Annotated in this window: 19 protein-coding genes; 13 read left to right on the forward strand and 6 right to left on the reverse strand. The window is 73.1% G+C overall.

Annotated features, from left to right (window positions below):
- Window positions 1-283 precede the first annotated feature (283 nt).
- The 7 genes from BMY19_RS12030 (at window position 284) to BMY19_RS12060 (ending at window position 5,643) form a co-directional block, all read left to right on the forward strand.
- Complete coding sequence (locus tag BMY19_RS12030; protein WP_100251856.1) at window positions 284-1,765, forward strand: ATP-binding protein; 1,482 nt, start codon at window positions 284-286, stop codon at window positions 1,763-1,765.
- The gene (locus BMY19_RS12035; RefSeq protein ID WP_012320334.1) at window positions 1,762-2,436 is read left to right on the forward strand and encodes a response regulator; all 675 of its coding nucleotides are present in this window, start codon (window positions 1,762-1,764) and stop codon (window positions 2,434-2,436) included. Before BMY19_RS12030 ends, BMY19_RS12035 begins: the two co-directional genes overlap by 4 nt.
- Window positions 2,437-2,439: 3 nt before the next feature.
- Window positions 2,440-3,123 (forward strand): thiaminase II, encoded by a 684-nt coding sequence (gene tenA, locus BMY19_RS12040; RefSeq protein WP_100251857.1) that lies wholly within the window; start codon window positions 2,440-2,442, stop codon window positions 3,121-3,123.
- 16 nt (window positions 3,124-3,139) lie between these two features.
- A complete protein-coding gene (locus BMY19_RS12045; RefSeq protein WP_170862956.1) occupies window positions 3,140-3,928 on the forward strand; it encodes a DJ-1/PfpI family protein in 789 nt (262 codons plus the stop codon).
- Between the two features lie 113 nt (window positions 3,929-4,041).
- Window positions 4,042-4,503, forward strand: a complete 462-nt coding sequence (locus tag BMY19_RS12050; protein ID WP_020093031.1) for a tellurite resistance TerB family protein — start codon at window positions 4,042-4,044, stop codon at window positions 4,501-4,503.
- Between the two features lie 15 nt (window positions 4,504-4,518).
- Window positions 4,519-4,923: a CidA/LrgA family protein gene (locus tag BMY19_RS12055; protein ID WP_020093032.1), complete on the forward strand. Its 405-nt coding sequence runs from the start codon at window positions 4,519-4,521 to the stop codon at window positions 4,921-4,923.
- 3 nt (window positions 4,924-4,926) lie between these two features.
- Entirely contained in the window at window positions 4,927-5,643 is a 717-nt protein-coding gene (locus BMY19_RS12060; RefSeq protein WP_020093033.1) for an LrgB family protein, read from the forward strand.
- 20 nt (window positions 5,644-5,663) lie between these two features.
- On the opposite strand, the gene BMY19_RS12065 is transcribed toward BMY19_RS12060, so the two are convergent.
- Window positions 5,664-6,761, reverse strand: a complete 1,098-nt coding sequence (locus BMY19_RS12065; RefSeq protein WP_100251858.1) for an NAD(P)/FAD-dependent oxidoreductase — start codon at window positions 6,759-6,761, stop codon at window positions 5,664-5,666.
- 303 nt (window positions 6,762-7,064) lie between these two features.
- On the opposite strand from BMY19_RS12065, the gene BMY19_RS12070 reads away from it, so the two are divergent.
- A complete protein-coding gene (locus tag BMY19_RS12070) occupies window positions 7,065-7,472 on the forward strand; it encodes a Ros/MucR family transcriptional regulator (RefSeq protein ID WP_026604910.1) in 408 nt (135 codons plus the stop codon).
- 41 nt (window positions 7,473-7,513) lie between these two features.
- Here BMY19_RS12070 and BMY19_RS12075 read toward each other — a convergent pair whose 3' ends face one another.
- From BMY19_RS12075 to BMY19_RS12085, 3 genes are all read right to left on the reverse strand, one after another.
- Entirely contained in the window at window positions 7,514-10,186 is a 2,673-nt protein-coding gene (locus tag BMY19_RS12075; RefSeq protein ID WP_100251859.1) for an MGH1-like glycoside hydrolase domain-containing protein, read from the reverse strand.
- Between the two features lie 113 nt (window positions 10,187-10,299).
- Window positions 10,300-11,082, reverse strand: coding sequence for a fumarylacetoacetate hydrolase family protein (locus BMY19_RS12080; RefSeq protein ID WP_100251860.1), 783 nt, complete (start codon window positions 11,080-11,082; stop codon window positions 10,300-10,302).
- Window positions 11,083-11,177: 95 nt separating this feature from the next.
- Window positions 11,178-11,843 (reverse strand): HAD-IA family hydrolase, encoded by a 666-nt coding sequence (locus BMY19_RS12085; RefSeq protein ID WP_100251861.1) that lies wholly within the window; start codon window positions 11,841-11,843, stop codon window positions 11,178-11,180.
- Between the two features lie 198 nt (window positions 11,844-12,041).
- On the opposite strand from BMY19_RS12085, the gene trpA reads away from it, so the two are divergent.
- From trpA to BMY19_RS12105, 4 genes are all read left to right on the forward strand, one after another.
- The gene (gene trpA / locus BMY19_RS12090; protein ID WP_091927169.1) at window positions 12,042-12,881 is read left to right on the forward strand and encodes a tryptophan synthase subunit alpha; all 840 of its coding nucleotides are present in this window, start codon (window positions 12,042-12,044) and stop codon (window positions 12,879-12,881) included.
- 80 nt (window positions 12,882-12,961) lie between these two features.
- A complete protein-coding gene (accD, locus tag BMY19_RS12095) occupies window positions 12,962-13,858 on the forward strand; it encodes an acetyl-CoA carboxylase, carboxyltransferase subunit beta (protein ID WP_091680513.1) in 897 nt (298 codons plus the stop codon).
- Window positions 13,859-13,866: 8 nt separating this feature from the next.
- On the forward strand, window positions 13,867-15,192 hold the full coding sequence (locus tag BMY19_RS12100) for a bifunctional folylpolyglutamate synthase/dihydrofolate synthase (RefSeq protein WP_100251862.1): 1,326 nt from the start codon (window positions 13,867-13,869) through the stop codon (window positions 15,190-15,192).
- 232 nt (window positions 15,193-15,424) lie between these two features.
- Window positions 15,425-16,324, forward strand: coding sequence for an outer membrane protein (locus BMY19_RS12105; RefSeq protein ID WP_020093042.1), 900 nt, complete (start codon window positions 15,425-15,427; stop codon window positions 16,322-16,324).
- A 124-nt stretch (window positions 16,325-16,448) separates the two neighbouring features.
- Here the strand turns inward: BMY19_RS12105 and trxA are convergent, their stop codons facing one another.
- The gene (trxA, locus tag BMY19_RS12110; RefSeq protein WP_010682902.1) at window positions 16,449-16,772 is read right to left on the reverse strand and encodes a thioredoxin; all 324 of its coding nucleotides are present in this window, start codon (window positions 16,770-16,772) and stop codon (window positions 16,449-16,451) included.
- A gap of 223 nt (window positions 16,773-16,995) precedes the next feature.
- Window positions 16,996-20,493 carry a double-strand break repair helicase AddA gene (addA, locus tag BMY19_RS12115; RefSeq protein WP_100251863.1) on the reverse strand — a complete coding sequence of 1,166 codons (3,498 nt, stop codon included), beginning with the start codon at window positions 20,491-20,493 and terminating at the stop codon, window positions 16,996-16,998.
- A 212-nt stretch (window positions 20,494-20,705) separates the two neighbouring features.
- Here addA and minC point away from each other — a divergent pair, with 212 nt between their 5' ends.
- Window positions 20,706-21,374 carry a septum site-determining protein MinC gene (gene minC / locus BMY19_RS12120; protein WP_056533382.1) on the forward strand — a complete coding sequence of 223 codons (669 nt, stop codon included), beginning with the start codon at window positions 20,706-20,708 and terminating at the stop codon, window positions 21,372-21,374.
- Window positions 21,375-21,441: the final 67 nt, after the last annotated feature.

A 21,441-nucleotide genomic window follows, 5' to 3' on the forward strand; every position in this document is an offset into this window, starting at 1 on the left:
GGGGTCTCTGACACGATACACGCCGCGCGCGACCGGGCTCCCCTTCACCGGCCGCCACACTCCGAGGATTCGAAGGTGGTTCGACTCTGGTGGCGATAGAGGAGCTGCAATACGGCGCAATGATGTCGGTCCGAATTGCCTGCCCAGCCAGTCCTGGCGCGGCTATCCACAAGATTACGCCGCGCCGCTTAAGAATCGGTGTTCGCCCCGTCCGCTGCACTGGGGGCGGGGCGGCCTGAGCACGTCCGGGGCGCCACTCTGCCGGCCGCCCGCGGCGGGCGCCATGGACTTCGCCGGCGCGGTCGCTATGCGTCAGCGCGTGGATACCCGCCCGAACCTGTCCCCGCGTACCGAGACGGCCGAAGCGCCGGACGCTCCCCGGCTCCGCCGCTGGCCCTGGTCGGCGTGGTCCACCCGCGCGCGGCTCGTCGCGGTGGTCCTGCTGATCGACGCCTTCGCGGCCGTGATCTCCTGCGCGGTCATCGTCCTGAACGCCCGGTCGGCCGTGCGCGTCGAGACCCGCGCGTCGCTCGCGACCGTCGAGTCGCTGGTGGCCGACACGATCCGCCTGTCCGACACCGCCGCGCCCGACACGCTGCTCCAGACCCTCGACCTGCGCTTCAAGGTCCTCCGGCACGTCCGGGTCGCCGTGCTCGACGCGGACGGCGACGAGGTCGGCCGGCCGCTGCCGCCGCCGCGCGCCGACCGGGAGGCGCCGCGCTGGTTCGCCGACCTGATCATGCCGCCGATCGAGCGCCACGCCCTTCCGATCGTCGTCAACGGGCGGCGGCTCGGCACGGCGCAGATCACCACGCAGCCGATGGACGAGATCGACGAGATCTGGGGCTACGCCCGGGCGCTCTCGCTGACCACCCTGGCGATCAACGCCGCGATGCTGATCGCACTCTACATCGCGCTGGGCCGGATCCTCGCGCCGCTGCGGCGGCTCGGCGCCGGCCTGACCCAGCTGGAGCACCACGACTACACCGCCCGCCTGGAGCCGCCCGGCGCCCGGGAGCTGGCCGTGATCGCCGAGCGGTTCAACAAGGTCGCCGAGGCCCTGGGCGAGGTCCGGGCCGCCAACGGCCGCCTCAACCGCCAGCTCCTGACCGCGCAGGACGACGAGCGCCGCCGGACGGCCCTGGAACTGCACGACGAGTTCGGTCCGTGCCTGTTCGCCTTGGAGGCCAACGCCGCCTCGATCGGCCGCATCGCCTCCGGCACGGCCGAGCCGAGCCGCGAGAAGCTCGCCGCCCGGGCAGCCGAGATCAGTGCGATCGTCGGGCAGGTCCAGACCGTCAACCGGGAACTCCTGAACCGCCTGCGGCCGCACGGCCTCGGGCAGGCGCCCCTGGCGACCTGCCTCGACCTGCTCCTGCGCGGCTTCGGGCAGCGCCATCCCGGCATCACCTTCGCGGGCCGCTTCGACGGGCTGGCCCGGGGCTACGGCGACCTCGTGGACCTCACGGTATTCCGCTGCGTGCAGGAGAGCGCCACCAACGCCGTGCGGCACGGCGCCGCGACCCGGGTGGAGGCCGAGGCGGCCGAGACCGGCGGCCGGATCGACCTCACCATCCGCGACAACGGCACCGGAATCCCGCCTGAACACGGTACCGGGCTCGGTCTGTCGGGGATGCGCGAGCGCGTGGAGGCCCTCGACGGCACCTTCGCCCTTGACAATGCCGGCCCCGGGGCGATCGTCCGGATCACGATCCCCGTTCCGCCCGACCGGGGCGACGAGAACAACACCGCGCCGAGCGCATGAACGCCATCGCATCCCAGATCGACGCCGCCGCCACGCGCCTGCCGGTTCTCGTCATCGATGATCACCCCATCGTCCTGCAGGGCTGTCGACGCGTGCTGGAGGATTCCGGCGTCGAGACCATCGCGGAGGCGACGACCGTCGTCGGCGGCTACCGGATCTTCCACCGGCTCCGCCCGCCGGTCGTGATCTGCGACCTGACCTTCCAGGGCAGCGGCATGGCCGGGCTCGGCCTGATCCGGCGGATCCGGGCGGTCGCGCCCGAGACGCGCATCCTGGTCTTCAGTATGCACAACGACCCGGTGATCGTCGCCCGCGCCCTCGAGGCGGGGGCCCTGGGCTACGTCCTCAAGGACCACGCCTCGGCCGAGCTGTTCGAGGCCTTCGCCAAGGTCCGCGTCGGCGAGGTCTACCTCGACCGGCGCCTCGCCACCGAGGTGGCGATGCTGCGCGCCGACGCCCGCCGCGCGCCGGAATCGCAGCTGACCCCCCGCGAGCAGCAGATCCTGGCGCGCCTCGCGCAGGGCCGCTCCTACGGAGCCATCGCGGCCGACCTGTCGGTGAGCTACAAGACCGTGACGAACGCCTGCTCGCAGATGCGCCAGAAGCTCGGCGTGCGCACCCTCGCCGAGCTGATCCACGTCGCCGTCACCCACGCGCAGCGGCAGGGCTAAGCCGTGGCATCCCCCGGACCTGACGACGCCTTCTCCCGGGAGGCCTGGGCGCGCAACGCCGCCGCCTACGAGACCATCCGTTCGATGCCGTTCAACGCCGAGCTCGCCGCCGGCACGCTGCCGCAAGACCGGTTCCGGCACTACATCGTGCAGGACGCGCACTACCTGATCGGCTTCGGCCGGGCGCTGAGCCTCGCCGCCGCGAAGGCGCCGGATCCGGACACGATCGTGCAGTTCTCCCGCGCCGCGCAGGAGGCGATCGTGGTCGAGCGCGCCCTCCACGGCGGCTTCTTCCGCGACTACGGCATCGGGCCGGACACCTTCGCGGCCACGCCCCTGACGCCGGCCTGCGACCACTACGTCAGCTACCTCACGGCCACCGCCTACGCCGAGCCCTACGCGGTCCTCTGCGCGGCCCTGCTGCCCTGCTTCTGGATCTACAAGGCGGTCGGCGACGACATCTTCGCCCGCGCGGCGCCCGACAACCCGTATCGCGCCTGGATCGACACCTACGCGGGCGACGATTTCGCCGCGGCGGTCGCGGCCATGATCGCCGCCACGGACTGCGCGGCGCGGGACGCGTCGGAGGCCGAGCGCGCGCGGATGCACCGGGCGTTCACGCAGGCCACCCGGCTCGAGTGGCAGTTCTGGGACAGCGCCTACCGCGACGCGGCCTGGGCCCTGTGAGCCGCCCGGCGCGCCCGTGACCGCGCCGGACGCCAGCCGCCGCGATCTCGTCGCCGCCGCGCTCGCTGCAGCCCTCGCCGCGCCGCTCCGTCCGGCCCTGGCCGCCGCCGGCGATCCGGCGCCGATCCCGCCGGATCGTCCCGTCCGGATCGCCATGCTGGTCTATCCGGGCCTCACCGCGCTCGATCTCGTGGGGCCGCAGACCTTCCTCGCCGGCCTCGCCCCCGGCAGCCTCCACCTCGTCGGCGCGGAGCCCGGGCCGGTGACGAGCGACACCGGCCTCGTTCTGGTGGCGACCCACGGCTTCGCGACCTGCCCGGCGGACCTCGACGTCCTGTTCGTCCCCGGAGGCGACGGCACCCCCGCACAGATGGGCGACGCCGCGCTCCTCGCCTTCCTGCGCGACCGCGCCGCGCGGGCCGGCTGGATCGCCAGCGTCTGCACCGGGTCGCTGATCCTCGGCGCGGCGGGCCTGCTGCGCGGCTACCGCGCGACGTCGCACTGGAGCGTGCGCGACGCGGTGCTGCCGCTCCTGGGCGCCCGGCCGGTGGCCGAGCGCGTCGTCTTCGACCGCGACCGCGTCACCGCGGCCGGGGTCTCGGCGGGGCTCGATCTCGGGCTGGCGCTCGCCGCGCGCCTGCGCGGGGATACCTACGCCCGCACCGCGCAGCTCGTCGCCGAGTACGCCCCGGCGCCGCCCTTCCGCGCCGGCACGCCCGCCGAGGCCGGGCCCGCGACCGTCCGGGCGGCCGAGGCGATCCTCGCGCCGCTGGTGACGGGGGCGGAGGCCGCAGCGCGCCGGTGAGCGCCGCGCCGGCGATGCAACCGGGCCACGGTCCGGCGCGACGTGCGGCGGCGTGCTTGACGACGCGCCGCCGGGGCCCGAACTGTTGCGGTGCACGATCCCCCGGAGCCGCCATGTCCCTGATCGCACGCCTGCGCGCCTACGCGGCCGAGGCTCTCGGCGTCGGCACGCAGGAGACCGTGGACGAGACGCATCTCGCGGCCACCGCGCTCCTGGTCCACGTCGCCCGCGTCGACGGCATCCTGGCGCCGGCCGAGAGCGAGCGCCTCTCGCGCCTCGTGCAGGGCCACTACGCCGACGGTCCGGACGCCGCGCGGGCGCTGATCGAGCGCGCCGCCGCCATGGATTCGGAGGTGCGCGACGTGGCGAGCCTCGTGGAGATGATCCCGCACGAGGCCGACCGGTCCGAGCGCGAGGAGCTGCTGACCATGGCGTGGTCGGTCGCGGCGGCGGACGGCAACGTCGACGAGTTCGAGGAGGCGCTGGTCGAGCGCCTCGGCCGCCTGCTCGGCTTCGACGAGGCTGCCATTGCGGCGGCCCGCCGCAGCGGACAGCAGGGCGTCGCGGCCGCGTAGTCCCGGCAGCCCGCGATGATCGCCAGCCTGGCCCTGATCCTGCTCGCGCAGCTGCTGGGCGAAGCCCTCGCGCGCGGCGCGGGCGTCCCGATCCCGGGGCCGGTGATCGGCATGGGCCTGATGTTCGCGTTCCTGCTGCTGCGCGACAATGCCCGCCTCGGCCTGCCGCGCGTGCTGCCGAAGCCGCTGACCGACGGGACGCTCGAGACGACCGCGCGCGGGCTGCTGATGAACCTGTCGCTCCTGTTCGTCCCCGCGGGCGTCGGCGTCGTCGGCCGCCTCGACCTGCTGCGGGCGCAAGGCGCCAAACTGGCCCTCGTGCTGGTCGTCTCGACCGCCCTGTCGCTGCTGGTCACCGTCCTGGTGTTCCGCGCCGTCGCCGCGCTGGTCGAGCGGCGCGGGACCGACGGGGAGCCCTGACGGGTGGCCGGCGACTTCTCGCTCTGGGTCTACCTCGCCAAGACGCCGCTCCTGTGGCTGACGGTGACGCTGACCGCCTACGTCCTGGCGGACCGGATCGCCGCCGTGACCGGCCGGCACCCGATCGCCAACCCCGTCCTCATCACCGTCGTCCTGGTGGGGGCGGTCCTGGCCGTCACTGGCACGCCCTACGGGGCCTATTTCGAGGGCGCGCAGTTCGTCCACTTCCTGCTCGGGCCCGCCACCGTGGTGCTGGCGATGCCGCTCTACGAGCGGCGGGCGACCGTCCTGCGCGCCCTCGCGCCGATGCTGGCGGCCCTCGCCGCCGGCTCGGCCACCACCCTCGCCGTGGTGATCGGCCTCGCGCGCCTCCTCGACATCCCGCAGCCGATCCTCGTCTCGCTGGCCCCGAAATCCGTGACCTCGGGCGTCGCGATGGGCATCGCGGAGGCGCTCGGCGGCGACCCGACGCTCACGGCGATCCTGGTGATCCTCACCGGCATCATCGGGGCGATCCTCGTGACGCCGATGATGAACCTCCTGCGGATCCGCGACATGCGCGCCCGCGGCTTCGCGGCCGGGCTCGCGGCCCACGGCATCGGGACGGCCCGCGCCTTCCAGGTCAGCGAGGTCGCCGGCACCTTCGCGGGCATCGCCATGGGGCTCAACGCCTTCCTGACGGCGATCCTCGCGCCCCTGGCGCTGCACCTGCTGTTCTGAGCACCTGCTGTTCTGAGGCCTCAGGCGTCCAGCCGGTCGGCCACGGCCTCGGCGAGCGACAGGCTGGAGGTCAGGCCGGGGCTCTCGATCCCGAACAGGTGGACGATCCCCGGCAGGCCGTGCTCGGCCGGCCCGTCGATCCGGAAGTCGGCCGCCGCCTCGCCGGGCCCGGTCAGCTTCGGCCGCAGGCCCGCGTAGTCCGGGTACAGCGCCCCGTCGGGCAGGCCGGGCCAGTAGCGCCGGATCGCGCCGTAGAAGGCCTCGGCGCGCGCGGGATCGACCCGGTAGTCGAACCCGTCGACCCACTCCACGTCGGGCCCGAAGCGGGTGCGGCCGGCGAGGTCGAGGGTGAGATGGATTCCGAGGCCGCCGTCGATCCGCGGCGCCGGGTAGATCAGCCGCGAGAAGGCCGGCTTGCCGGTGCAGCCGAAGTAGTTGCCGCGGGCGAGGCGCAGCGTCGGGACGCGCTCGGCCGGGTAGCCCTCCGTGCCGGCGGCCAGGGCCGGGGCACCGAAGCTCGCGGCGTTGACCACCGCGTCGAAGGCCATCGTGCCGGGCTCGGCGCCGCCGAACGCGGCCCGCCACTGCCCGTCCCGCCGTGCCAAGCCCTCGACCGGGGTGCGCAGGGCGAGCGCGCCGCCGTGATCCTCGATCGCCCCGAGCAGGGCGAGCATCAGCGCGTGGCTGTCGACGACGCCGGTGCGTGGCGAGTGCAACGCCACCGTGCAGGCGAGATTCGGCTCCAGCTGCCGGGCGGCGCGTCCGTCGAGGAGTTCGAGGCCCGGGACGCCGTTGGCCTCGCCCTGGCGTCGGATCGCCGCGATCTTCTCGGCCTCCGCGTCGTCGGAGGCGACGATCAGCTTGCCGCACGCGCGATGCGGGACGCCGTGACTCGCGCAAAAGTTGTATAGGCGCCGGGCGCCCTCAACGCAGTGGTGCGCGCGCTCGGATCCGCCCGGGTAGTACATGCCGGCGTGGATCACTTCCGAGCTGCGGGAGGAGACCCCCGTCCCGAAGGCGTCCTCGGCTTCCGCCACGATGACGGCATGCCCGCGCAGCGCGAGTGCCCGCCCGATGGCGAGTCCGACGACGCCGGCTCCGACGACCAGGGCCTCCATGTCTTCGCGTTCTCCAACGCGCCCGGTTGGGCAGGTGAGTCCTCAATACCGCACTTGAGCCGGAACAACGACGCGCCCGTTGATTCGTCGTTGACCCTAAATCTCAATCCTAAGTAGAAATATCGGCGCGATAAATGCGCGGCTCGGTTGTAGCGGCGGCGGACTGGCCCATAATGAGGCCATCCGCCGCCTCCGGCCGAGGCCGAGAACGTCTCAGGGACATGCACCGGCCGTCGGCGGCGAAGAGCCCGACGGAAACCGACGAGAGCCACATCCGAAACACGTAGAATCGAGGTGACGACCATGCAGATGACATCGCCGAGCGTCGAACTCGCCGCAAAGATCCTGAGCGCCTACGTCACGCGCAACAGTGTCCCGGCGGGAACGCTGCCGGACCTGCTCTCCGAGGTACACCGCTCGATCACCGCCCTGGACCAGCCCGCGGAGCCGCAGGTCCGGCGGCCGACCGAGGCGCAGATCCGGGCCTCGATCCGGCCGGACACGCTCATCAGCTTCGAGGACGGCAAGCCCTACAAGGCCCTGCGGCGTCACCTGACGATGCGCGGCCTCACGCCCGAGGCCTACAAGGCCAAGTGGGGCCTGCCCGTCGATTACCCGCTGGTCTCGGCGGTCTACAGCGCCCGCCGCTCGACGATCTCCCGCCAGATCGGCGAAGGCCAGCGCCTGCGGATGCAGCAGGCCGCGGAGTAAATGGGCGTCGGTCGCCGGCGCGCGAGCCCGGCGACCGGTCCTCACGGCCAGCCCGGGTTCTGCGCCTCGGCGGCGGCGGTCGCCACTTCCTGGATCAGCAGGGCCACGAGCCCGGACCATCCGGTCTGGTGCGACGCGCCGACCCCGCGGCCGCTGTCCCCGTGGTAGTACTCGTAGAACAGGACGTGGTCGCGGAAATGCGGATCCTCCTGCTCGATCCGGCTGTCGCCGTAGACCGGCCTGCGCCCGTCCGGGCGGCGGGTCGAGAGGCTGATCAGCCGCCGTGACAGGTGGGCGGCGATCTCCCGGAGCGCGTAGGTCCGGCCCGACCCGGTCGGCGCCTCGACCCGGAAATCCGGGCCGTAATAGTCGTGGAAGCGGTTCAGCCCGGCGATGAGCAAGTAGTTGACCGGCATCCACACCGGTCCCCGCCAGTTCGAGTTGCCGCCGAACAGCCGCGAGCGCGACTCGGCGGGCTCGTAGGCGAGCCCCAGGTCCCGCCCGTCCCAGGCGAAGCAGAACGGCTCGTCCGCGTAGACGCGGGACACGGCACGCAGCCCGTAATCCGAGAGGAACTCGTTCGGGTCGAGGGCGCGGTGGAGCAGCGCCTTCAGCCGGTGCCCGCGCAGCAGCGACAGCAGCGCCGTCTGGCCCTCGCCGGGCTCGTTCCAGCGCGAGACCAGGGTCGCGAGGTCCGGGCGGTTCTTGAGGAAGAACACCATTCGGCTGCGCAGGGACGGCAGCCGCGCGAGGTCGCACTCGTTGATCACCGCCACCGCGAAGATCGGGATCAGGCCGACCATGGTCCGGGCGCGGATCGGGAGGCGCTGCCCGTCGCGCGTCTCGATGACGTCGTAGAAGAAGCCGTCCGGCTCGTCCCACACGCCCGCGCCCGTGGCGCCGGCGATGAGGAGGAAGTGCTCGAAGAACTTCTCCGCCATGTCCTCGAAGGTCGGGTCGTCGAGCGCCAGCTCGATGGCGATCCGCATCAGGTTCAGCGCGTAGGTCGCCATCCAGGCCGTCGCGTCGGACTGGGTCAGCGTGGCGCCGTCGCCTACCGGCTTCGACCGGTCGAAGATCCCGATATTGTCGAGGCCGAGGAAGCCGCCCTGGAACAGGTTGCGGTCGTCGGAATCCTTCCGGTTCACCCACCACGTGAAGTTCAGGGTGAGCTTGTTGAAGATCCGCTTGAGGAAGGCGTGGTCCGGCTGGCCGGTGAGCGCCCGGTCCAGCTCGAACACCCGCCAGGCGGCCAGCGCGTGGACCGGCGGGTTGGCGTCCCCGAAGCCCCACTCGTAGGCCGGCAGCGCGGCGTTCGGGTGGGTGTAGGCCTCGTCGACCAGCAGCAGGAGCTGGTTCTTGGCGAAGTCCGGGTCGATGAGCCCGAACACGATCGCCTGCAGGGCGAGGTCCCAGGACGCGAACCAGGGATACTCCCAGGCATCCGGCATCGAGATGATGTCGTTGGCGCGCAGGTGCGACCAGTCGCTGTTGCGGCCGTGTCGCCGCTCCGGCGCCGGCGCGGGCTGCGCCGGGTCGCCGGCGAGCCACTCGCGCACGTCGTAATGGTAGAGCTGCTTCGACCAGAGCATGCCGGCGAGCGCCTGCCGCTGCACGAGCCGCATCTCGGGATCGGCGATCGGCGCCTGGAGCGCCCCGTAGAAGTCGTCGGCCTCGCCCTCGCGGGCGGCGAAGAAGGCGTCGAAATCCGCGAAGGGCGCGCCCGGCGCGGTCTCGGCGCGCAGGCGCAGGCGCACGGTCCGCGTCTCGCCGGGGCCGAGATGCAGGTCGTAGCGGGCGGCGCACTTGGTGCCGGACAGGGTGTTGACGGCGGCCCGGTCGCCGCCCACGACGCACCGGTCGATCCCGTCCTTGTAGAAGCCCTCGGCGGGGCCGCTGCCGAACAGCCGGTGCGTGTTGGTCTCGTTCTCGGTGAACAGCAGGTCGCCCGCGCCCTCGGCGAAGAACCGGAAGGTCGGCATCTCGGGGTGGCGCGCCCAGACCGAGCCCTCCGACCCGGCCATCAGCTCCGGCTTCGGCGTGCCCTGCTTCCACGACCACGTGTTGCGGGCCCAGAGCTGCGGCAGCAGCGTCAGGGCGGCCGGGTCCGGGCCGCGGTTGGTCGCGGTCACCCGCATCAGGATGTCGTCGGGGGCGGCCTTGGCGTAGGCGACCTCGACGTCGAAGTAGCGGCCCTCGTCGAACAGGCCCGTGTCGAGGAGCTCGAATTCCGGGTCGTCGAGGCCGCGCCGCGCGTTCTCCTCGACCAGGCGCCCGTACGGGAAGGCGGCCTGCGGGTACTTGTAGAGCATCCGCATGAAGGCGTGGGTCGGGATCCCGTCGAGGTAGTAGTAGAGTTCCTTGACGTCCTCGCCGTGGTTGCCCTCCTGGTTGGTCAGGCCGAACAGCCGCTCCTTCAGGATCGGGTCGCGCCCGTTCCACAGCGCCAGGGACAGGCACCAGTTCAGGTGGCGGTCGCCGAAGCCGCCGATCCCGTCCTCGCCCCAGCGATAGGCGCGGGACCGGGCGTGGTCGTGGGGCAGGTAGTCCCAGGCGTCGCCCTTCGGGCTGTAATCCTCCCGCACCGTGCCCCATTGCCGGTCGCTGAGGTACGGCCCCCAGCGGCGCCACGCCGGATCGGAGCGGGCCTCGACGAGACGGCGGCCCTCGGCGGTCTCGAAGAGGTGCGGCGGCACGCCGTCGGGCTTGGTCATACGCGCGCTGCTCCTGCCCCCGCGGATCCGTACCGGATAAAGCCGCGACGCCGGCGGGGAAAGTCAACGCCCCGCCGCGACCGGATCGCCGCGGGGGATCGCGCGACGCGCGATCACACGATGCGGATCGACAGGTCCGGCAGGCCCTCGATGGAGCCGGCGAGCACGTCCCCGCGGACGACCGGCCCGACATTCTCGGGCGTTCCCGAGAAGACGATGTCGCCCGCCTTCAGCTCGAAGGCCCGCGACAGCTCGGCGATCTGCTCGGCGACCGACCAGATCATGTCCGACAGGTCGGCGTCCTGCCGCACGGTGCTGTTCACGGCGAGCCGGATGCGGCCGCGCGCCGGATGCCCGACCCGGGCGACCGGCAGGATCGGCGTGATCGGCGCGGACTGGTCGAAGCTCTTGCCGATCTCCCAGGGCTTCTTCTGGTTGCCCATGCCGCGCTGGAGGTCCCGGCGGGTCATGTCGAGGCCGGTGGCGTAGCCGTAGACGTGGTCGAGCGCCTGCGCGGCCGCGATGTCGCGACCGCCCGACTTCAGCACGGCGACGAGCTCGATCTCGTGGTGGTAGTTCTGGGTCAGCGACGGGTAGGGATGGTCGGCGACGCCGCCCGCGACGACCTGCACGGCATCCGCCGGCTTCTGGAAGAAGAAGGGCGGCTCGCGCGACGGGTCTGAGCCCATCTCGCGGGCGTGGGCCGCGTAGTTCCGGCCGATGCAGTAGATCCGGCGGACCGGGAAGACCTGCGCCTCGCCCAGGATCGGGATGATGGCCTGCGGCAGCGGGAACAGCGGGGCCGGCTGCGCCTCGGCGGCCGCGGCGGGGCCGAGGCCCGCGGCGGCGCCGGCGGCGACCGCCCCGAGCGCGCGGCGTCGACTGATCGTCACCATGGCCGTGTCCCTTCACCGCGATCCGCGCGGCGCAAGCGGGCGATACGACCGCGCGGGGCCGGCCGCCAGCGGATCCGCGGCCGGGATGGAGAGGCTCAGGCGGTCCGTGTCACCCGGATCCCCTCCGGGGCCGCCGCGACGCGCAGCCCGGTGTAGTCGGCGATCGTGGGATGATTGGTCCTCACCGGCTCGTGATGGGTCGCGGTGACGACCACGACGGCGGCATCCGCGGCCTCGGCCGCCCGGATGCCGGCCGGGGCGTCCTCGAACACGAGGCAGTCCGGCGCCGAGACGCCGAGGCGCCCGGCCGCCAGGAGGAAGCAGTCCGGCGCGGGCTTGCCCCGCGCCACGTCCTCGGCGGCCACCAGAAGGTCGGGGACCGGCATGCCGGCCGCCGCGAGGCGGCGCTCCGCCAGCCGCCGGGGCGCCGAGGTGACGATCGCCCAGCGGTGGCGCGGCAGCGCCTCCAGGAAGGCCTGCGCCCCCGGGATCGCCACGATGTCGTCGACATCCGCCATCTCGGCCTCGGTGATCGCGGCGGCCTCGGCCACGGGATCGACGCCCGGCAGGTTCAGCCGCCGGATGGTCTCGACCGACTGCACGCCGTGGATCGTCGGCAGGAAGGACGCCGCGTCGAGGCCGTGCGCCTCGGCCCAGCGCGACCAGATCCGCTCCGCGGAGGCGATCGAGCTGATGATCGTCCCGTCCATGTCGAACAGGAGCGCCGCCAGGGGGCGCGACGGGAGGGCTGACTCGGGCATGGGCGAGGGCTAGGCCGGCGGCGCCGTCCCGGCAACCGGCCCGCGCGCATGGCCGCGTCTCGCGCGTGGCCGGGCCTCCGGGACGCCTTCGCCGGCGGTCGCGGCAGGTCCGCCCGCTTCACGGGCCGATGCCTTTGGTGTAGCGCGGGGGCAATCCCGGGCCGTCGGCGGCCCTGCAGAAGCGAATATCGACCGACCATGCCGAGCCGCATCGACGCCACCTTCGCCCGCGCCCGCGCGGAGAACCGGTCCGTCCTCGTCACCTACGTGATGTCCGGCGATCCCGATCCCGCGACCTCGCTCGAGGTCCTGAAGGCGCTGCCGGGCGCCGGCGCCGACATCCTGGAATTCGGCCTACCGTTCACCGACCCGATGGCGGACGGCCCGGCGATCCAGGCGGCCGGCCTGCGGGCGCTCAAGGCGGGCCAGACGGTGTCGGGCACCCTCGACCTCGTGCGCCGCTTCCGCGCCGGCAACGACACCACGCCAATCGTGCTGATGGGGTACTACAACCCGATCCACACCTACGGCGTCGACCGCTTCCTCGACGACGCGCTGGCGGCCGGCGTCGACGGGCTGATCGTCGTCGATCTCCCGCCCGAGGAGGATTCCGAGCTGTGCCTGCCGGCCCTCGGCAAGGGCCTCGCCTTCATCCGCCTCGCCACGCCCACCACCGACGAGCGGCGCCTGCCGGCCGTCCTCGCGAACACGGCGGGCTTCGTCTACTACGTGTCGATCACCGGCATCACCGGGACGGCGACCCCGGATTTCGGCAAGGTCTCCGAGGCGGTCGCCCGCATCCGGCGCCACACCGAGCTGCCCGTCGTCGTGGGATTCGGCGTCAAGACCGGCGCCCACGCGGCGGCGATCGCCGAGGGTGCCGACGGCGTCGTGGTGGGCTCCGCGCTCGTGGACGCCCTGGTGCGCTCCCTCGACGGCGAGGGCCGGGCGCAGGCCGGAAGCGTCGAGGCCGTGACGGAGCTGGTGCGCGAACTCGCCGCGGGCGTGCGGTCGGCGGGCGTCGGGCGGGCCGCCTGACGGGCGGACCGGGCACCCCTGGCGGCGGAGCGCGCCCCACCTGATATCTGCGCGGGCTTGAAGCGGACGGACGCAAGTCGATGGTCGAACCGATGAACTGGATCTCGGAGGTGGTGCGCCCCCGGATCAAGACCTTGTTCAAGCGCGAGACGCCCGAGAACCTCTGGGTCAAGTGCCCGGACACGGGGCAGATGGTGTTCCACAAGGAGGTGGAGGCCAATCACTGGGTCATTCCCGGTTCCGAGCATCACCTGAAGATGGGCGCCCAGGCGCGCCTGAAGATGATGTTCGACGAGGGCACGTGGATCGACGTGGCCCTGCCCGAGGTCACCCCCGACCCGCTGAAGTTCCGCGACGAGAAGCGCTACGTCGACCGGCTCAAGGAGGCCCGGGCCAAGACCGGCCTGCAGGACGCGTTCAAGATCGGCTTCGGCCGGGTCGGCGGCCTTCCGATGACGCTGGCCGCGCAGGAATTTGGCTTCATGGCCGGATCGCTCGGCATGGCGGCGGGCGAGGCCTTCGTGCGCGGCGCCGAGACGGCGCTGGAGAAGCGCACGCCCTACGTGCTGTTCGCGGCCTCCGGCGGCGCGCGCATGCAGGAGGGGATCCTGTCGCTGATGCAGATGCCGCGGACCACCGTGGCGGTGCGCCGACTCAACGCGGCGCGGCTCCCCTACATCGTGGTGCTCACGAACCCGACCACGGGCGGCGTCACCGCCTCCTACGCGATGCTGGGCGACGTCCACCTCGCCGAGCCCGGCGCGCTGATCTGCTTCGCGGGACCGCGGGTGATCGAGCAGACGATCCGCGAGAAGCTGCCCGACGGCTTCCAGCGGGCGGAGTACCTGCGCGAGCACGGCATGGTCGATCAGGTGGTCCACCGGCACCAGCTCAAGGAGACGATCACGCGTCTCTGCAGCCTCCTCACCAACGCGGCCCAGGCCGGCGCGCCGGCCGCGGCCTCCGAGGCGGCCTGAGCCCGGCGATGGCCTCGTCCGACGCCTTGATGGCGCGCTTCCTGGCGCTCCACCCCCGCACCATCGACCTGTCGCTCGGGCGCATCGAGCGGCTGCTCGCGCGGCTCAACCATCCCGAGCGCCGCCTGCCGCCCGTGATCCACGTGGCCGGCACCAACGGCAAGGGCTCCACCATCGCGTTCATGCGGTCGATCCTGGAGGCCGGGGGCCTGGCCGCCCACGTCTACACCTCCCCGCACCTCGTCCGCTTCCACGAGCGGATGCGCATCGGCGGGATCGGCGGCGGGCACTTCGTGGACGAGGACCGCCTGGCCGACGCCTTCGCGCGCTGCGAGAGCGCCAATGCCGGCGAGCCGATCACGATGTTCGAGATCACCACGGCAGCGGCGTTCCTGCTCTTCTCGGAGAGCCCGGCCGACGTGCTGCTCCTGGAGGTTGGCCTCGGTGGCCGGCTCGACGCCACCAACGTCATCGACCGGCCGGCCTGCGCGGTGGTGACGCCGATCGGCCGCGACCATGCCGAGTATCTCGGCGACACGGTCGAGTCGGTCGCGACCGAGAAGGCCGGGATCTTCAAGCGCGGCTGCCCGGCGGTGATCGCCGCCCAGGACTACGCCGAGGCCGACGCCGTCCTCTGCCGGCGCGCGGAAGCCCTCGGGGCCGGGCCCGTGCTGGTGGGCAACCAGGACTTCTCCGTGCACGAGGAGCGCGGCCGGCTCGTCTACCAGGACGAGACCGACCTGTTCGACCTCCCGCGGCCGCGCCTCGCCGGGCGTCACCAGCTGGTCAACGCCGGAACCGCGATCACCGCGCTGCGCGCCGCCGGGTTCGGCGACATCGGGATCGCGGCCCTGGAGCGGGGCCTGACCGAGGTCGAGTGGCCGGGCCGGCTGCAGCGCCTCGGCCGCGGCCGGCTGGCCGCCCAGCTCGATGCCGGCACCGAGCTGTGGCTCGACGGCGGTCACAACATCGACGGCGGCCGGATCCTCGCGGCCGCCATGGCGGATCTCGGCGAGAAGAGCGACGTGCCGCTCGTCCTCGTGGTCGGCCTGCTCGGCACGAAGGACGCCGACGGGTTCCTGCGCAACTTCGTGGGCCTGGCCCGGGCCCTGGTGGCCGTCCCGATCACCGGGACCATGGCCGCGCGCCCGGCCGAGGAGGTGGCCCGGATTGGCGAGGATGTCGGCCTCAAGACCTACGCGGCGCCGAGCATCGAGGCGGCCCTCGCCCTCGTGCGGGACATCGCCTTCGAGCGCCCGCCGCGAATCCTGATCTGCGGATCGCTCTACTTGGCCGGCATGGTTCTCGCCGCCAACGACACGCCGCCGGTCTGAGTCGTCTCCAGTCTGGGAGCGCCGCGCGCGGCCGCTGTATCAAGTGGCCGGGAACCGGAGACCTGTGAAATCCGGATTCTGCATTCGAAAATCCGTCGAATCGCCGCAATCGCCCGGACGGACACCCGTCCACGGCCACGCTTTCCTCCCGCTGTGGCAGCTAAGCTACATCCTCGCGGGGCCCGATCGCATAGTTTCATCGGCGATCGGGCTTATGCTGGGGATCACAGTAATGAAGAAGCTTCTCACCTCTCTCGCGGCGTTCACCGCGCTCACGGCCGCCGCTTCGGCCGCCGACCTGCCGCGCCGCGCCGCGCCGCCGCCGGTGTTCACCCCCGTTCCGGTGTTCACCTGGACCGGCGCCTACTTCGGTATCAACGCCGGCTACGCGTTCGACGCCAGCAGCAACTCCACCCGCGGCTTCGTCCAGACGCCCGGCAACCCGGTCGCTCTGGTTCCGGGCGGTCTCGTCCCCTACCAGGCCCTGCTGCCGAACGGCTCGTCGCTGGTCTACAGCAACGACAGCCGCGAGGGTTTCTCGGGCGGTGGCCAGATCGGCTACAACTGGCAGCTGACCCCGGGCTCCGGCGCCGTGATCGGCTTCGAGGCTGACGCCCAGTACCTCGACTTCGGCCGTCGCGCCCGCTTCGCCACCAACGCCGTGGCGATCAACCCGGGCTTCATCCCGGTCAACGGCACGCTCAACACCATCGACTTCTTCGGCACCGTCCGCGGTCGTCTCGGCTGGGCCTTCGACCGGACCCTCGTGTACGCCACCGGCGGTTTCGCCTACGCCACCGGCACGGATGACGGCGCTCGCGTCGGCCTGCAGAACTTCGCCGGCCGCCGGAACGACTTCAAGACCGGCTGGACGGTCGGCGGCGGTGTCGAGTACGCCCTGCCCACGGACTCGTTCCTGAACTTCTTCCGCTCCTCGGCCGTCACGCTGAAGGTCGAAGGTCTGTACGTGAACCTCGACAACAACAACGGCCGCGCCCAGGCGCCGCTGGTTGGTGCTGCGATCTCCCCGGTCGGCCTCGTGCCGGTGTACTCGCTCGCCGGCGCCAGCCGGAACGAGAACGCCTTCGCCGTCGTCCGCGCCGGCCTGAACTACAAGTTCGGCTCGTACTGAGACGGAATACGGGATCCCGGGCCAAGCACCGGGATCCCGAAATAAAAAAACTTGGGCTCGAAACCGAGAAAGCCCGGCCTCGCGGCCGGGCTTTCTTTTTGTCGTTCGGAGCCTTGACGGCGGATCAGGCGGTCTGGGCGCCGATCCAGCGCGACAGGTCGCCCTTCGGTGCGGCGCCGACCTTCTGGTCCACGCGCTCGCCGTTCTTGAAGAGCAGCAGCGTCGGGATCGAGCGGATGCCGTACTGGGCGGCGATCTGCGGGTTCTCGTCGACGTTGACCTTGGCGATCTTCACCTTGCCCTGCAGGTCGGTCGCGATCTCCTCGAGGGCCGGGCCGATCTGACGGCAGGGGCCGCACCACTCCGCCCAGAAATCCACCACGACGGGCTCGGCGGACTTGAGAACGTCCTGCTCGAAGCTCGCGTCGGTTACTTTCACCGTCGCCATAACGTCACCTTTCGGAATTCGCCGCCCGTCGGGCGGCGTCGAACGGGCAGAGGCCCGCGCGGTCCGGTCAGAATTGGCGACGGCCCGGCGCCCGGTCAAGAAGTCCGGTCGCCGGGGGAGGGCGGGGGTGCCCGGGACGCACGGCTCTCTCGGTGAATCGCCCCACCGCGACGTGCGCTGGCGCATGCGGACCGCTTCCGGGCACGCGCCCCGGGGCTACGGGTCACGCCTCGATCCCGATCCGGTCCAGGGCCGTCGCGACGTCGTCGGCATCGAGGGCGCGGATCACCGGCCCCGAGGTCCAGACGAGAATCGGCCGGATCGTCCGGCCCGGGTAGATCTGCGCGAGGAGGCGCGCGTAGAGGGCGATCTGGCCGGCCTCCGCGGCGGGCAGCGGCGCGCCGGGCTCGGGCGGGCGCCCGGTCTTGAAGTCGGCGAGGTGCACCATGTCCGCCGTCACGGCGAGGCGGTCGACGCGCCCCTGGACCACCCTCTCTGTCCCGCCGGCACGGACACGCCCCGACAGCGCCACCTCCGCGCGGGCGTCCCGGGCGAAGAGCGGCGCGAGGTCGGGGGCGTCGATGATCCGGAGGACCGACCGGACGATCGCGGGGGCGGCCGCGCGCGGCAGACCGGGCGCCCGGGCCTGCACGAAGGCGCGCCCGGCCGTCTCCCGGCGGTCCGGCTCGACCCGGGGCAGGTGCTGCAGCAGGGCGTGTGTCAGGATCCCGCGGCGCCGGGCCTGCGCGTCGGCGAGGCGCGGCGGCGGCACGCGCGCGCCGTCCGCCGCCTGCGGGGCGCCGGACGGGTTCAGGGCCTCGGGGGTCGGTTCCGGCGGCACCGGGCCGCGCAGCCAGTCGGGCTCCGACCCGGCCTCCGCTCTGGCAGACGCGGCACCCGCGGCGGGGGCGGGATCCGGCGGGGCGCCGTCCTGCCAGAGGGTCGCGGGGCCGTAGGGGAGTTCCAGCGCCCGGCCGGCGCCGAGTGCCGCCTCCAGGCCGGCCTGGATCATCCGGCACCACGCCGCCTCGGTCTCGCGCTCGTGGCCGCGGAAGGGCGCCACGATCAGCCGGTCGGCCGCGCGGGTCATGGCGACGTAGAGCAGGCGGTTGTGCTCCTGCCGGGCCTTGGCGAGCAGGGCCGCCCGCGCCGCGTCGGTGGCGGCACAGTCCTGCGTCCGCCCGCCCGACCAGACCGGCGGCAGGGCGATCTCCGTCGCCGGGAGCGGCAGGAGGGGCGGGTCGTTGCGGCCGAGGGGCTCGCACCCGTCGAGGATCACCACGACCGGCGCCTCCAGGCCCTTGGCGCCGTGGACCGTCATGACCCGGACCTCGTCGCGGCCCGATTCGAGGTCGCGCTTGACCGTGTGGCCGGCCTCGGCCCCGACGTAGCGGGCGAGGAAGCCGCCCAGCGACGGGGCGTCCTCGCCGGTCTCGGCCTGGGCGGCGGCGGCGAGGAACACGTCGATCGCGTCCCCGGCCTCGCCGCCGAGGCGGGCGACCAGCTTGGCCCGGCCGCCCTGCGGCCCGAGGAGCCGGGCGTAGAAACCGAACGGGCCGTGGAGCCCCGCCAGGGCGATCCAGCCCGACAGGGCCTCGAGCCCGCGCCGCGCGGCCGCGTCGCCCGCCGCGGCGTGGCTGTGCAGGGCATCCTCCAGGGTCTCGGCGAGGTCGCGGCGGGCGGCGATCCGCACGAGGTCCTCGTCGGTGAGCCCGACGAGTGGCGTCTTGAGGGCGGTGGCGAGGGTCAGGTCGTCGGCCGGCAGGAGGCCCGCCCGGCCGGCGGCGACCAGGTCGGCCACCGCGATGTGGGCGGAGACCTCGAGCCGGTCCTGCCCGGCGACCGGGACGCCGAGCCCCTTCAGGGCGCGGATCGCCTCCTCGAAGGCCGGCCCGCGCTTCCGGACCAGGATCAGGACGTCCCCGGGGCGCCAGATCCGGCCGGTCGCGTCCCCCGCGGTGGTCCAGGCGCGCACCGCCTGCGCCACCCGGCGGGCGGTGACGATCGCCGGGGCGCTGGTCTCGGGCGCGTCCACGGGGGCGGTCCAGGCATCGGGCTCCGCGGCCGGCTCAGGCTCGGCGATCGGCCACAGCTCGACGGCGCCGGGCGCGCCCGGCCGGGCGCTGGCGTGCACGGTCGTGCGGACCGTGTCCTCGAAGGACAGGCCCTCGTTGTGGGCGTCGAGGGCGAAGACCGCGTCGACGGCGCGCAGGACGAGATCGGTCGAGCGGAACGACAGGGTGAGCGGCACGTCCTCGAAGGTCAGTCCGGCCGAGCGCGATTCCGCGATCCAGGACGCGCGGGTCAGGGCGAATTCCCGCGGCTCCGCGCCCTGGAAGCCGTAGATCGACTGCTTGGGGTCGCCCACCGCGAAGCGCGTGCGGCTGCCGGACCGCGCGCCCTCGCCGGCGGCGAATTCCTGCGTGATCGCCCGCAGGATCGCCCACTGCTCCGGGTTCGTGTCCTGCGCCTCGTCGACGAGGACGTGGTCGATGCCGCGGTCGAGCTTGTACAGGACCCAGCCGGCGCCGACGCGGCCGAGCAGGTCCAGCGCCTTGTGGATCAGGTCGTCGAAGTCGAGGGCGCCGAGGCGCGCCTTCTGCGCCTCGACGCGGCGGTGGATCTCGGCGGCGATCTGGAACAGCGCCTGCGTGCGGGCGTGGGCCCGGGCGGCGCGCAGGCGGTCGAACAGAGGATCCAGCCGGTCCCGCTCGGCGAGCAGCGCCGCCTTGGCGCCGGCCGGCACGCCCTTGGTCCCCAGGCTGCTGTCGGCCTTGGGCTCGTCCTTCTGGGTGAAGAAGACCGCGCGGTAGAGCGCGAGCGCCTCGGCCCGGTCGGGAAGGTCCGCGGAGCGGAGCCGCTCGGCCTCGGCGGCTTCGAGCGCGTCGGCGAGCTTCTCGTCGTTGGCCTTGCCGGTGCGCAGCGCCGCGACCAGCGCGGCGCGCTCCTCCGGGCGGCACCCGGGACCGCCCTCGAGGATCCCGGCCTCGATCCGCTCGGCGGATTCCTCGGCCGCCAGCCCCAGCGCCCCGTGCAGCCGCCCGAAGGCCCGCTCCAGGCCGGCGGCGTCGCCGATGAAGCTCCGCGCCCGCATGGCCGCCCGGATCGCCGCCCGCAGGGTGTCGCCCGTGGCTTCCGGCGTGACCCGCGCGAGGGCCGCGCTGAGCGGCGTGTCGCCGTTCGCGACGGCGTCGGCCAGGACGTTGGCCATCTCGATATCGAACAGTTCCCGGGCCTTGGCCTCGTCGAGCACCACGAACCGGGCCGGCACGTTCGCCTCGAAGGGGAACATGTGGAGCAGCCGCTCGCACAGGGCGTGCAGCGTCTCGATCTTGAGGCCGCCCGGCGTCTCGACCGCCCGGGCGAAGAGGCGGCGCGCCAGGCGCAGGCGCTCGGGCCCGGCGCGCTCGCCGGTGAGCTCGGCGAGTTCGGCGGCGAGGGTCTCGTCGTCCAGCGTGACCCAGCGGCCGAGCAGCCGGAAGACGCGGATCGCCATGTTGGCCGCGGCGGCCTTGGTGAAGGTCAGGCAGAGGATCCGGCCGGGCGGCGCCTCGTCGAGGAGCAGCCGGACCACCCGGTCGGTGAGGACCTTGGTCTTGCCCGCGCCGGCATTGGCCGAGACCCAAGCCGAGGCGCGCGGGTCGGCCGCCCGACGCTGGTTGGCGCGGGTCAGGTCGTCGACGACGAAGGGGGCGGGGGCGTGCGGGGTGACGCTGCTCAACGGTCCGGTCCGGCTCGGCTGCCGGCTCTCTCTACAACAGAAACGCGCCCGCAGGCCCGCCAAGGCGTCACACCGGCCCTCGCGGGATTGCCCCGGGCGCGGCGCCGTCCCATGGATGCAGACGATCCCTTCCGCGCACACCGAACACGCCCGTGACCCAGCCGACATCCGAGCCGGCGCGCCCGCCGATCCGCTTCCGCGGCCGCTCCTTCATGGCCACCGTCCTGGCGCCGATCCCCCCGGTCGCCGACTGGTTCGGCGACCTCGACGCCCTCAACCGCCGTGCCCCGAACTTCTTCGCCGGCCGGCCGGTGATCCTCGACCTGTCCGGATTGCGGCTCAACCGCGAGGATCTCGACGGGCTGCTCGCCGAGCTGGCCGCCCGCAACATCCCGATCCTGGGGATCGAGGGCGCGGCGCCGTCGCTCCTGGATTCCGCGACCCCGCCGGCCCTGTCGGGCGGGCGCCCCGCGGGGGAGATCGCCGCCCCGGACGAGTCGGCCGCGGACGCGCCCGCGCCGGCCGAGCCGCAGGCCAGAGAGACGGCCCGCTCGCTGATCCTCGACGCGCCCGTGCGCTCCGGCCAGACCGTGCTGCACCTCGAGGGCGACGTCACGGTGCTGGGCGCCGTGGCGTCGGGCGCCGAGGTCATCGCGGGCGGCTCGATCCACGTCTACGGCGCCCTGCGCGGCCGCGCGATCGCCGGCGCCGCCGGCAACCCGACGGCGCGGATCTGGTGCCGGCGGTTCGAGCCGGAGCTGGTCGCGATCGACGGTCTCTACCGCGCCGCCGACGACCTCGACCCGGCCTTCCGGGGGCAGGCCGTGGAGGTGCGGCTGCTGGAGGACGCGATCAAGCTGAACCTGTTCGAGCGAGGTTGAGAGGCTTCGCAGCTCCGGCGTTCAGGCCGTCGGTTAACGGCCTTTCAGCCCGCGCAGAACCCACGGA

Origin of the sequence: Methylobacterium sp. UNC300MFChir4.1 (genome assembly GCF_900110155.1) — a bacterium.
Lineage (GTDB): Bacteria > Pseudomonadota > Alphaproteobacteria > Rhizobiales > Beijerinckiaceae > Methylobacterium.